The organism is Pseudoalteromonas sp. QJM3NY_12 (assembly GCF_056173165.1).
Genome location: NZ_JBWBUF010000002.1, coordinates 25,448 through 38,023, shown reverse-complemented (window position 1 = coordinate 38,023; position 12,576 = coordinate 25,448). Strand labels below are relative to the sequence as shown.

The 12,576-nt window shown below is 39.4% G+C and carries 13 protein-coding genes; 9 read left to right on the top strand and 4 right to left on the bottom strand.

From position 1 onward, the window contains the following. Positions 1 to 25: 25 nt before the first annotated feature. Both AC0VZ5_RS16015 and AC0VZ5_RS16010 read left to right on the top strand, forming a co-directional pair. A complete protein-coding gene (locus AC0VZ5_RS16015; RefSeq protein ID WP_475474943.1) occupies positions 26 to 2,749 on the top strand; it encodes a TonB-dependent receptor domain-containing protein in 2,724 nt (907 codons plus the stop codon). A gap of 276 nt (positions 2,750 to 3,025) precedes the next feature. Continuing rightward, positions 3,026 to 3,226: a hypothetical protein gene (locus tag AC0VZ5_RS16010; RefSeq protein WP_475474942.1), complete on the top strand. Its 201-nt coding sequence runs from the start codon at positions 3,026 to 3,028 to the stop codon at positions 3,224 to 3,226. Between the two features lie 200 nt (positions 3,227 to 3,426). On the opposite strand, the gene AC0VZ5_RS16005 is transcribed toward AC0VZ5_RS16010, so the two are convergent. Then, a complete protein-coding gene (locus AC0VZ5_RS16005; RefSeq protein WP_138606472.1) occupies positions 3,427 to 3,846 on the bottom strand; it encodes a hypothetical protein in 420 nt (139 codons plus the stop codon). Positions 3,847 to 4,113: 267 nt separating this feature from the next. On the opposite strand from AC0VZ5_RS16005, the gene asd reads away from it, so the two are divergent. Further along, positions 4,114 to 5,253 carry an aspartate-semialdehyde dehydrogenase gene (gene asd, locus AC0VZ5_RS16000; RefSeq protein ID WP_475474941.1) on the top strand — a complete coding sequence of 380 codons (1,140 nt, stop codon included), beginning with the start codon at positions 4,114 to 4,116 and terminating at the stop codon, positions 5,251 to 5,253. A 137-nt stretch (positions 5,254 to 5,390) separates the two neighbouring features. Continuing rightward, a complete protein-coding gene (locus AC0VZ5_RS15995; RefSeq protein WP_475474940.1) occupies positions 5,391 to 7,349 on the top strand; it encodes a methyl-accepting chemotaxis protein in 1,959 nt (652 codons plus the stop codon). Positions 7,350 to 7,386: 37 nt separating this feature from the next. Here AC0VZ5_RS15995 and AC0VZ5_RS15990 read toward each other — a convergent pair whose 3' ends face one another. Next, on the bottom strand, positions 7,387 to 8,190 hold the full coding sequence (locus AC0VZ5_RS15990) for an ion transporter (RefSeq protein WP_475475114.1): 804 nt from the start codon (positions 8,188 to 8,190) through the stop codon (positions 7,387 to 7,389). Between the two features lie 101 nt (positions 8,191 to 8,291). Here AC0VZ5_RS15990 and AC0VZ5_RS15985 point away from each other — a divergent pair, with 101 nt between their 5' ends. The 5 genes from AC0VZ5_RS15985 (at position 8,292) to AC0VZ5_RS15965 (ending at position 10,899) form a co-directional block, all read left to right on the top strand. Further along, on the top strand, positions 8,292 to 8,498 hold the full coding sequence (locus AC0VZ5_RS15985) for a hypothetical protein (RefSeq protein ID WP_475474939.1): 207 nt from the start codon (positions 8,292 to 8,294) through the stop codon (positions 8,496 to 8,498). Between the two features lie 6 nt (positions 8,499 to 8,504). Then, positions 8,505 to 8,792, top strand: a complete 288-nt coding sequence (locus AC0VZ5_RS15980; protein ID WP_475474938.1) for a hypothetical protein — start codon at positions 8,505 to 8,507, stop codon at positions 8,790 to 8,792. A gap of 137 nt (positions 8,793 to 8,929) precedes the next feature. Beyond that, positions 8,930 to 9,124 (top strand): YwbE family protein, encoded by a 195-nt coding sequence (locus AC0VZ5_RS15975; protein ID WP_008111487.1) that lies wholly within the window; start codon positions 8,930 to 8,932, stop codon positions 9,122 to 9,124. Continuing rightward, positions 9,121 to 9,639 (top strand): DUF4240 domain-containing protein, encoded by a 519-nt coding sequence (locus tag AC0VZ5_RS15970; protein ID WP_475474937.1) that lies wholly within the window; start codon positions 9,121 to 9,123, stop codon positions 9,637 to 9,639. The genes AC0VZ5_RS15975 and AC0VZ5_RS15970 overlap by 4 nt, the downstream gene beginning before the upstream one ends. An 804-nt stretch (positions 9,640 to 10,443) precedes the next feature. After that, positions 10,444 to 10,899, top strand: a complete 456-nt coding sequence (locus tag AC0VZ5_RS15965) for a hypothetical protein (protein WP_010388821.1) — start codon at positions 10,444 to 10,446, stop codon at positions 10,897 to 10,899. On the opposite strand, the gene AC0VZ5_RS15960 is transcribed toward AC0VZ5_RS15965, so the two are convergent. Together AC0VZ5_RS15960 and umuD are read right to left on the bottom strand one after the other, a co-directional pair. Then, positions 10,896 to 12,152: a Y-family DNA polymerase gene (locus tag AC0VZ5_RS15960; protein ID WP_475474936.1), complete on the bottom strand. Its 1,257-nt coding sequence runs from the start codon at positions 12,150 to 12,152 to the stop codon at positions 10,896 to 10,898. The two genes, AC0VZ5_RS15965 and AC0VZ5_RS15960, sit on opposite strands and share 4 nt — an antisense overlap. After that, positions 12,140 to 12,553 carry a translesion error-prone DNA polymerase V autoproteolytic subunit gene (gene umuD, locus AC0VZ5_RS15955; protein WP_010388819.1) on the bottom strand — a complete coding sequence of 138 codons (414 nt, stop codon included), beginning with the start codon at positions 12,551 to 12,553 and terminating at the stop codon, positions 12,140 to 12,142. Before umuD ends, AC0VZ5_RS15960 begins: the two co-directional genes overlap by 13 nt. Positions 12,554 to 12,576: the final 23 nt, after the last annotated feature.

Below are 12,576 nucleotides of genomic sequence, written 5' to 3'. Positions count from 1 at the left end.
AATTTTAGGTTTAGAGGATATAAATATGAAACATCAAAAGCAGTTTAAAACTAATCTAATAACGTTATCTCTGCTCTCCCTTTTTTCTTCATTTAATTCTTTCGCTGAACAGGCACAAGAAATAATCAATGAAGAAGCGATAGAAGAAGTTGTTGCAACAGGTACACGCCTCAAAGGCAGTGCTAGTGCCGTAATTGATGAACGTAAAAATCAGGCATTTGTTGCTGATATAATGGGTTCAGAGCAAATATCTAGAACAGGTGATAGCGATGCCGCTTCTGCACTTCGCCGTGTTACAGGCTTATCGTTAGTTAACGATAAGTTTATTTATGTACGCGGTTTAGGTGAGCGTTACTCAAGCGTGCGTTTAAATGGCGCGGTTGTTCCAAGCCCAGATCTGACTCGAAATGTAATTCCACTTGATATTTTCCCATCAAGTATTATTGAATCTTTAGCTGTTCAAAAAGCCTATTCGCCTAATATGCCTGCGGCTTTTGGTGGTGGTGACGTTAATATCAGAACGAAAAGCATTCCAAGTGATACTTTATTTAAAGTTGAGATTGGTGCTAGCTATAAAGATACAAACGATGAAGGCTACACATACAATGGCGGCAGTGACGACTGGTTAGGTAAAGACGATGGTACACGCGCCTTACCAGGAGCTGTTAAAACGGCGCTAAATACCTATATCAATGGTTTGTCTGATATCTCATACAGAAATATAAGAGATGTTGAGTCAAGACGTCAGGGGGCTGATATTGGTCAAGCAGCTGCAATAGACTTAAATAAAAGTTTATCAAAAGCACTACCAAGAGATTTTGGCTTAGAAAAAGAAAGCTTAAACCCTGATGCAGGCATTAAAGCTGTTTATGGCGACCGATTTGATAACTTATTTGGTTTAGATGGCTCTTTTGGCTTCTTAGCATCAGTTGCTTATGAAAATGAATGGTCTAATGCAGAGAAGTTTAGCGCAGTACTTTCTTCTGTTGACGCATCTGAATCTGAATGTTCAAAAGATGACTTTACTTGTTACTCTGCCACAGAGAAAGAAGTATCAACAAAGCATAATATAAAATTAAATAGCTCTCTAAATTTAGGTTATAAAATTGGCGGCCATGATTTAACAGCCACCTATATGATGCTACGAGATACTGAAGATGAAGCTTCTGTTGCGCTTTATCAAGAGCCTTCAAAGTCATTAAGCATTGATGCTGGGCAATTACAGCGAAGCCACCTAACCTCTTTTGAGGAACGTGAACTTGAAATACTTCAACTTCGTGGAATGCACAATTTAGAGTGGAGTTTTCTTGAAGGTGTTGGTGTAGATTGGCAATACACTGATTCAACAGCGACGACGAGTATACCTGGCGAGCTTGAAGTAACGGTGCGTGATGAGTACGCCGATGGCGAATATCAACGTACTTTTTATAATGGCAGTTTAGGTGGCAATCCTTATTTGTATCGATTTGTTGAGCTAGAAGACGATGTAGAAAACTGGGGCGTTAATGTTAACAAAGTTTTTTACTTTGATAACGCCGAAGTTGAAATCGCGGGCGGCGGCTATTTTGTTGAAAAAACGCGTGATTACCGCACAGACTTTTTTAACTATCGTTTTAGCCAAACACAGTCTTTAGATTTAGCACAAAGTGAAGAAGAAGCACTGTCAATTGGTAGTTTCTTTGCTAATGATGCTGTGATCGATTCAACGGATGTAGAGTTATTGTTTCAAGAACCTACAGCCGATGATTACCTAGCAGCGCAAATGATTGATGCTTATTACGGCTCTTTTGATATCACTTTTGCTCAAGATTGGCGTTTAAGTGGTGGTGTGCGTTACGAGGACTTCCGCCAAGTTGCTCTCGCTTTTTCTCGCTCAGCATTCGATCCTGCTTTATTGGCAGATAAATTAAGTGCAGATGCGATAAAACAAGCAAGTGTGATGGAAGATGAGTATTTTACTTCATTATCTATGACATATAGTCAGCAGTCGTACCAAGTTCGTTTTGGCTATGGCAGCACGGTTGTTCGTCCTGATTTGCGTGAGCTAAGCCCTGTTCAGTTCCAAGATCCGTTGACTGGTTATCGAACGCTTGGTAATCCATTCTTAGAATCTAGTTACCTAGATAACTTTGATGCACGTATCGAATTTTATATGGACAATGGTGATAACTACTCAGTTGGCGCATTCTATAAAGATATAGATAACCCAATCGAAGCATTATTAACCGAAAGTGACGGTCGTTTTACTCTGCAGTTTGACAATGCAGATACAGCTTATGTTTACGGTATAGAAGCTGAATGGTTAACTGAGTTGCATAGTGATTTATTAGGAGGTGCTTTTTTTACTTCTGGTAATTTAACGGTTAGTGATTCAGAAGTTGAAATTGCACAAGAACAGCGCGCCGACCTTACGAATCTAAAGCGACGTATGACTGGCCACTCAAAGTATGTTGCCAACTTACAATTGAATTACGATTCGCATGATGGCATGCACCAAGCTTCAGTTATTTATAACGTATTTGGTGACCGTATTTTAGCTGCGGGTGTTAACAACTTTGATGACGCTTACGAACAACCTTTAAACTCGTTAGACATGGTTTATAGTTACTACCCAACGTTTAATACCACATTAACACTTAAAGTGAAGAATATGTTGGGACAAAACTTTGAAGTAGAACAGAATGATGTGTTAATTCGTTCTCAAGAAACGCCTAGAGAGATAAGCGTTAGCTTTAGCTACGAGTTTTAAAGCCCTCGAACGACTAAAATAAGCCGTTACAACCCTTAGCCCTGCTATATGTAGGGCTTTTTAGTATCTCAGTTTTAAACGTAGTTGTAGTTTAATATTTTTTATATAAATAGTTTTTTTAATTCTCTTTTATCTTAAGCATCATTCACTTCATACACATATTCCCTCTAAATCATTTAACTTTAATGATTCTTTAACAAATAAAGCATGATTGTTGTTTACATTTAACAGGCTGTAATTAAGTTTTATAATTTTATTTTAAAAGGAGTAATATCCATGAATTTAAGAAGAAAGGTTATTAGCTCAGTTGTTATATTTGGTTCTCTTGGTTTTGCGAATGATGCTCTAGCTGCAAGATCATGTTCTGTTATTGTCGATGATATCCAACTAAATCATTCTCAGGTAATCGTAAAAACAACTAATAGTATTACTCACTTGGCTAATGACAAGTTAACCTTAGCTTACCAAGACACTTAATTTGGCCAGATCTTAGAAAAGCTTGCTGAAGCAAAAGGTTTAGAAACGCCTGTAAAAATTTATATACTCGAGGAGTTTAACGGTGATGATGCGCGCAGTTGTAATGATAGCATTACTGACTATATAGGATCAGTTCATCGCATCTAATGTTCTAAATTGTTTGTAGCCCTATAATTAGCATAGGGCTACAATTGAATATTTTACTGACACTTTATAGTTGCATAAAGTTGGTAGCATTGGTTTTTACTACCGGTGCTTTTCATTGTCCATAATTGGTTATACCAATCAAAGTTACCATAAGCGCTTTCATCTTCCCCACAAGTGATTGTACTTCCTGAAATTTCTTGGTTATGACCACGTTCTTCACAAAATTGATTTCCATTTGTAGAGCCTACAAAAAACTGCTCTAAGCGTCCATTTATCCATACCTTTGGGCTGTAATAAGTTGTTGCAGTATTGACTAGTACGCCTTGTCGCTCTTCCACATTTATTTCTGCGCGTTCAAAATATACTTTTTCATTTTCTTTAAATGCCATTGTGTTTGCTGAAAGCGTTGTATCTGCAAATACATTAAGTGATGCTGAGCTTAAAGCGAGTAGAGCGAAAGTAAGTGTCTTCATTATCTTTTCCTTTAGTTGAATGTAGAATTACACAAAACCTCTTTTTTCAATGTGCCTTCTAAGCTTGGTAAATACAGGTTTCAACAAGGTTAAGCTTTTATTAAAGTTTAAAATAATCGTTGTATGCTTTTGCATTTTTTACATTATGAAAAAAATTTGAGTTCGACTTTATTCACTAGTTTTAGCGTGCTGGTGGTGTTAGTTTAGGGCTGTAAAAATTAAATCTCACGCAATGAATTTTTAATTTTTAATGTATAGGCTCCTTTTATGAATCAAACAGTGGAACAAACAATGAAAAAAGTAGGATTAGTCGGATGGCGCGGCATGGTAGGCTCAGTATTACTAGAGCGAATGGAACAACAACATGATTTTGCACATATCGACACCACCTTTTTCACCACCTCACAGACAGGTCAACTTGGTCCTGAGTTAGCTGGTCCTGCTAAACCGCTTTTAGATGCTAGTGATATTTCTGAACTTGCAAAAATGGACATTATTGTTACCTGTCAGGGTGGCGATTATACCAATGCGGTGTACCCAAAATTACGTGAATCGGGTTGGGATGGCTATTGGATAGATGCGGCCTCTGCGCTGCGTATGAGCGACGACAGTATTATCGTACTTGACCCTGTTAACAAAGATGTCATTGAGCAAGGGCTTGAGCAAGGCGTTAAAACTTTTGTAGGTGGTAACTGCACGGTTTCACTTATGCTACTAGCACTGGGCGGTTTATTTGAGCACGACCTAATTGAATGGGTAAGCCCAATGACTTACCAAGCAGCGTCGGGCGCCGGTGCGCGCAATATGAAAGAGCTTATTGCTCAAATGGGTGCTATTCATACAAGTGTTGCAAAGCAATTAGATAATCCAAGTTCAGCTATTTTAGAAATTGATAAAATAGTCAGCGAAAAAATGGCATCGAGTGATTTGCCACAAGACCAGTTTGGTGTACCACTGGCGGGTAGCTTAATCCCATGGATTGATGTGCCTATGCCAAGTGGCCAGTCTAAAGAAGAGTGGAAAGCACAGGTTGAAGCGAACAAAATTTTAGGCTCTTCTAAGCAGCCAGTACCTATTGATGGTTTATGTGTACGCATTGGTGCTATGCGTTGTCATAGCCAAGCGATGACAATTAAATTACGTGAAGACATTAGCGTTGAGAAAATAGAAGAAATTTTAGCATCGCACAATGAGTGGGTTAAAGTAATTCCTAATCAGCGCGACATTACCAGTACCGACTTAACTCCAGTTAAAGTAACCGGTACGCTGAGTATTCCTGTTGGTCGTATTCGTAAACTTGCCATGGGGCCAAAATACATCAGCGCCTTTACCGTGGGCGATCAGCTGTTATGGGGTGCAGCGGAGCCACTTCGCCGGATGCTACGAATTATTGTAGACGGTAAGTAAATTTCTAGTTCATCAAGTTAAAGGGTTAGTAAATTGCTAACCTTTTTTATTGCCTCTTCCAAACATTCTTATATTATTTCTTGCTCAACCCCTTTAGCCACACTATATTCTTAAGAGTGTTTTTAGAGGTTAATTGCATGAATATATCAAAAAAATTAAAGCTCTCTTTTGCATCTGCAATTGCCTTGCCGTTATTAATTATAGCTGCTTTAGTTATTTCACAAACTAGAGAGCAAGCACTTGATAATTTTTCTCAGTTAAGTGAACGTGAAGCCCGCCAAGTTGATAATGCAATTACTATGTTTTTTGCTGAAATTGCTAAAAATGTAGATTACTTAGCCTCCCACCAAACGATTAAAAATGCCCGTGAAAACATAAAAACCCATATGAATGTTGGCACTACGGTAATGCTTGATCACCCTAACCAAAGTCCGACGGAGCAAGCTGCTTATAGTTTATTTAATCATTTTGGTGAGACCCACCCTGGGCTTGCTTATATTTACATGGGGAATGAACAAGGTGGTTATATTCAATGGCCTATGGGAAACGTAAACGCTAATTATGATCCTCGCCAGCGCCCGTGGTATAAAACGGCTAAACAAGCCAACGGTAAAACAACCCGTACTAATGCGTATTACTGGGCCGCTGATGATTTAGTGATTGTATCTACGGTCAAAGCCATTATTGATAACGGCGAGTTAATTGGTGCACAAGGGATGGATGTTTCATTAGGAGGACTCACTGACATTATTGCCGATATTAAATTAGGCGAAACAGGCTACTTAATGTTGATTGAAGACAGCGGCAGTGTGCTGGTGGATGTGAAACACCCAGATTACCGATTTAAAAATCTAGCTGATCTTGAGGGTGGAAAATACGCCGATTTAGCTAAAAACAACAAAGGCCTGTTTGATGTCGATATTGATGGAAAACAGTATATGGCCAATATTTACACGTCTCCCATTTTAGGGTGGAAGTTTATTGGGGTGGTAGAAAAGTCCGAGGTAATGAGCGCGGCCAATGCAATGGCTTATACCATTTTAATTATTAGTGCTGTGTTAATTGGTGTGTTTATTGCGATAGCGAGTTATATTTCTAAGCTTATTTCCGCTCCAATTGTTGAGGTAAGTGATGGTTTAACTGAAATATCGCAGGGTGGCGGTGATTTAACCCAGCGCTTAGCAATTAAAACTAAGGATGAAACCGCTAAACTAGCCACTAGTTTTAACTTATTTTTAAATCTGATCAGTGAGCTGGTGACGCAAATTAATGAATGCGCACAAAATGTTAGCAAAACCTCAGCGCAAACCTCATCTCAAGCTGCGCAATTAACAAGCTCTACCAGTCAACAACAACAAGCTTTAGAAATGGCGGCAACGGCTATTAATGAAATGGCTGCTACTGCTAATGAAGTGTCTAGCAGTTGTGCGAATGCGGCGGATTTAGCTGTTCAAACTCAGCAAGCATCGGACTTGGGGCAATCGGTTATTACACAAACCGTAGAAAGTGTGGTTCAGCTGTGCGATGTAATAAATAATGCTTCAGCAGACATTACTAAGCTCGATAGTGAAAGCGAAAACATTATGTCGATTTTAAGCGTTATTCGCGGCATTTCAGAGCAAACTAACTTATTGGCTTTAAACGCAGCCATAGAAGCTGCGCGAGCTGGTGAGCATGGGCGTGGTTTTGCCGTGGTTGCCGATGAAGTTCGTGCGTTATCGCAACGTACTGCCGAGTCGACCGAAGAAGTAGCATCGCAGCTTGATAAATTACGCACTATGTCGTCTAAAGTGTCTAAAGACATGGAACGCAGCATAGAAACCACGAATAAAACTGTAGAACTTGCGCACTCGGCGCAACAACAGTTTAGCGAGATCACGGCGTCTATTGTTAATATTAGTGATTTAAACACCCAGATAGCGACTGCTGCAGAAGAGCAGCAACACGTAGCTGAAGACATAAACCGAAACGTAACGGAAATTAAAAATTCGGCTGATGAGGTTAGCGATATTGCTGTTAGCACCAGCGAGAACGGTAATGAAATGAGCCGTCTTTCTTTAATGTTAACGGACTTAGTTGGCAAGTTTAAAGTATAAATAATAGGGCAAGTACATACTTGCCCTATTCAATCTGCTACTTATTTTTAAGTAATTGTTTTAACTCTGCCAGTTGCGCCTTCAATTCGTTTACTTGGCCTTGAGTTGCGGGTAGTGAGTCTGTATCCGCTTGCTCTTCTCGAGCATTGCGATGCTCCTCACTCATTACTTCTAAAATAGCCCCCACCATCATATTTAAAAATACAAATGCCGTTAAAAAGATAAAGGTTAAGTAAAAAATCCAACTTAATTTGTACACCGCCATGGTTTCGTACATCACGTCGGTCCAATCTTCGAAGGTGGCGATTCTAAACAAGGTAAGCATAGAAATAGAGACATCGCCCCACAGTACTGGGTTTATCTCAGCAAACAACATACTACCTGTAGCAGCATAAATATAAAAAATTACAAACATCAGCAGTGCAATGTAGCCCATTTGTGGAATAGCTTTTATTAGTGAGTTCACTAATAAGCGCAGCTCTGGGATCATAGACACTAAACGTAGTACGCGGAAAATGCGCAGCAGTCGAGCAATAAAAATAGTCGAACCTGCCGCAGGATATAAACTACCGATCACTATAATGAAGTCAAATATGTTCCAGCCTTTGGAGAAAAAGTCTTTGATACCTTTACTGGCAATATAACGAATAATCAGTTCGATTAAGAAAAACACCGTAATGCCTATATCCATCCAATGTAGAAATAGCTCAGCGGTAGGGTGCAACGAATAGGTATGTGCGCCCACGGTCAGTGCAGAAACCACAATAACTGCAATAACAAATGATTGAAATAATTTACTTTTATCGATACGCTGGAACAGCTCTTGTAACTGCGACAACATCATAACGTGCCCTTAACGGTTATAAATACAAAACCAGTGCAATATACAGCAAAAATAACGAAAATCAGTAGTTTTCCGGTTAAAATAATAAGGAATTTTGAATGCTAAATAATAACTTAAAGTATCTACTTTCGTTATCGATAATCGCTGTGTTAACAGGGTGTAGCAGCGATAGCCGCTATCATGAAATTCAATCAGCCCGATTAGATGAATGCAGCCATATGGCTGACAAGGAATACCATGAATGTGTTAAACAACAACAAGACAGCTACAAAGAATTTAAAAAGCAACAAACCGCCGAGCAGTAGTAAACAATGACCAAAACCCAAAAGCAGCTAGACAAACGTATTCGTCAACAATTAACACTGGCTTGTGAGCAAGTAAAAGATGATGTTGAGGGCTTTAGCTATCTTACCCATTCAGCAGACTTAAACAATTTACCCTCTAAGTTCACCGTAAGTTGTTATTTTATTGATGATATTGCACTAGAGCAGGCTAAAAAAAATAACCGACTAGATTATATCGAACAGCTTATTTGTAATGCATTAGCTAGTTTAAATATTCATATAAAAAACAATGCTATTTCATTTCTTAAGCAGTAAAAATAGGTATTGTGTTTTTGTTTAATTATCCCTCATTTTAAGCTGTATTTGGCATTTATGGTCTTAGTAAAAGCTTTAATATGGAGAGATTCTATTAAGCAGGCTATAATCGCAAAAAATTGTAATAGAGATTAAATATGGCCGTTCCAACACGCTCACAAATAACGCCAGGCACAGAGGTTAATATTGTGCTTAAACAAGATCAACGCAGTGGTACTTTAACTAATGGTATTGTGTCGCGTTTATTAACCAAGTCGCCTAATCACCCGCACGGAATAAAAGTACAATTAGAAGACGGCCAAGTGGGTCGAGTAAAAGAGATCCTTGCATGAGTGAGTTAACCTTAATTGATTTTTGGCTATTGGTTACTGTGGAAGATAAAACCGCAGAGCCCGATTCAGTGTGCCAATCACTTAAGTCGGCACTGAGTGACTTATCAGATGAGCAATTAATTGAATTTGATAAGCAGTTTAGTATTTGTATGCGTCAAAGTTATACCTGGGACTTATTTGGTGCCGCGTTTGTTATGGCGGGCTGTAATGATGAATATGGTTTTTCAGAATTTCGTTGTTGGTTAATTTCTCGTGGTGAAGCCGTATTTAAAGCTGCACTAGAAAACCCAGATAGCCTGGCTCAGTGCACGCCGCTTTATTTTTTAAACGAGCAACCTTATCCGTATTTAGATGAGTATGACCTAATTGCAGGTTTGTTATATGAAGAGCGTAACGACGATGAGTTACCCTTTATCCCATCAGGGCTTGAACAACCTAAAGGTAAGCGCTTTAAAGACAAACCTAAGTTTTTAAAACAAAATTACCCGCAATTATTTGCTAAGTATTGGCAATAACTCAGCGTGTTATTAATGCATTACTTGATTAACCTGAACTGCGGATAATAAATTCATCTCAAGCAGCTATTTTCAGCGCTAACTGCGTTGAATTTACTTGCAATAGGCTAGCTATTGACGCGTAATTTCGCCTTGTTTTCACTAAAAATTTCTAGCTAGAGAAAAGTAAGTGAAAATATTTTTTGATTCAACATGTTAGTAAATCTCTTAACCAGAGTTCAGGTTAATCACAAGTAATGCATTTTCTTCCTCCTTTCGGTAATAAAGCTTACGTCTAGGGTCTGTTGACCTTTCAAGGTTAAATTTGCAGCAGTCTGTTTGGTATTTAGGCAAGGCAGGGCTTATGTGGTGTGGTTATTCCCCATAAATAGGCGATAACGCAGCATCAATGCCAAACAGGCGCTGCCCGAAGAGTTCTGCCTAGGGGCGACTTACTCTTTGTTGCCTACATGGATGTAGGTAAGGGGCGTGAGCAGGACGCGGAAGCTTTGCTCGGTTTTTACTTATTCTTACATGTATGTAAGCCAGTAGAATAACGCAGGAGCAGTTATCGAGCCCACTAGGTTACAAATCTCGCGCCGCGATTAAGCAGCCTCTAGTTTGAACAAATTTTAATCCGCAAAGGTAAACAGACCCTAGTTTAATCTTATTTGTTGTTAGCTACGTATTTTAAGTTAGTTTTTGCGCAGCTGCTCATAGTAATACGACTTCGCATCTTTTATAGTAAATCTCTGTTATAGTTAGAAATAGCTAAGCATCGTCACAGTGCTTGATCATGGTTGATACACGAGGATAGAGCTTATAATGAAATGTTTCACACTGGTTTTACTTACCATAAGCCTTTTTAGCTGCTACGCAGTGGCAGGCCCAAGTAATAAAACTCGCTTTATTCCACTATTAAAAACTAAGCTAGGTAATTACGAAGTTACCTCAAGTAACTCGGGTTTGTGCACTAATAGTCGATTGCAATTTAATAACCCTGAAGATCCTGAGCAAGGTTTTAGCTTAGGTAAAGAGATTTTGTTTAACTCATTACACAATGGCACTCGTACTATTCAAAAGCCTAATTATTGTTTTATTACCAGCTCACTTAAATACAAAACTAATGGCCTCGAAAATGGTTTACGTATGAGCCGATGTGATAATCCAATTCACGAAAGAACCATTAAACAAACCATTACTTTTTTAACCGATAACACCCTTAAATACACCTTAGATAACCCAAGTGTAGAATGCGAATTTATTAAAGTTGCTGACTAACACTGTATTTTAGGAATATCGCGCCAACGTGTTGTGTATTGCGGCGATAAAAAAGCTCTATTCATATGCCAGCGTTCATTTAGTTGGCTGCTTGCTACGCTAAGCATTCCTTTCCCAAAGCGATGATTTATCGCATCTAAGCAGCCCATTAACTGCGGGTTATCGGTTTGTTTCTCAAATAAAGTATGTTGTTGAAACTGCTGTGGGCTAAGCTCTAATGCACCCACTCCGCATTTATAAAAACGAATACCCGGCTGATATATCTGCTCAAAACTCTTTGATACTGCACTTGCTATAACACGGGTATCGTTAGTGGGCGGATCAAATTGATGCATAGCTGACTTTTTATAAAAAGCTTGTTCATGTGACGAGCTGGCGGCAAAAATATAAATACGATGAGTGAGCGACTGTTGCGCTCTTAATTTTTGTGCAACCACGCTGGCATGGTTTATTAATGCGGTTCTCACTGCATCAGGATCGCTAAGGCGCTGGCCAAAACTACGCGTTGAAAAAATAGCTTGTTTGTTTTGGCGCACATCATCCCAGTTTAAACAGGTAATGCCATTGAGCTCGTTAATTGTACGCTCAAGCACTACGCTAAATTGGCGACGAATTGTTTTTGGACTTTGCTCAGCCAGCTGCCATGCGGTATTAATATTCATTAGCGCCAGCTTTTTAGCTATACGTTTGCCCACTCCCCATACATCCTGGCAGTGCATTTGCTGTAAAATAGCTTGTCGGCTTGCTTCATCATCAATCACGGCAACCCCATTAAAGCCAGCTAGTTTTTTAGCAGCATGATTCGCGGCTTTGGCTAAGGTCGGTGTTGGCCCAAAGCCAACCCCAACAGGGAGTTTGGTTTCACGCCATACTGTACGCCTAATTAGCTGCCCATATTGGTGCCAATCGGTAATTAATGGCTGATAGCCTTTAAAGTGCAAAAACGATTCGTCAATACTGTAAATATGCTGGGTATCACAAAAGCGGGCAATAACGTTCATCATTCTATCGCTTAAATTAGCGTATAGTTCGTAGTTAGATGAGCGCACCACCACCTGATGCTTTGCTAGTAATTGCTTAACTTTAAAATAGGGGCCAAATTTAGGAATATTAAGCTTACGGGCAATAGGGCACACCGCACATACGCAGCCATCGTTATTGGTTAGCACCACTACCGGTTTTGAACGAATTGCGGGGTCAAATACCTTTTCAGCACTGGCATAAAAAGCAACCGCATCAACTAAGGCATACATGAAAGTATCTCAGGGCTTTGCCGATGTAACCTAATTGAGCGAGTTACCACGCCTTCAAGCTGAAATTCATCAGACTCGGTTAATTGCACGGGTTTATAAGCAGCAGAAGCCGAGAGCAGTCGCGCATTGGTTTTATCTAGCAGCTTACATACAAATAAACCATTTAAGTTCGCCACGATAACATCGCCATCTTTAGGAATCTCAGCACGGTCAACTAACAGTAAGTCGCCCTCAAAAATACCAATTTCTTGCATAGAGCACCCTGATGCAACGCCAATAAACGTAGCATCTGGGTGTTTTATTAATAGCTCATCGAGTGATATCCCTAACTCACTATACTGTGCTGCAGGCGATTCAAACCCGCAAACACCGGCCTCTATATAAATGGGAATAACAAACATAACACAACCTAAAACGCATATAC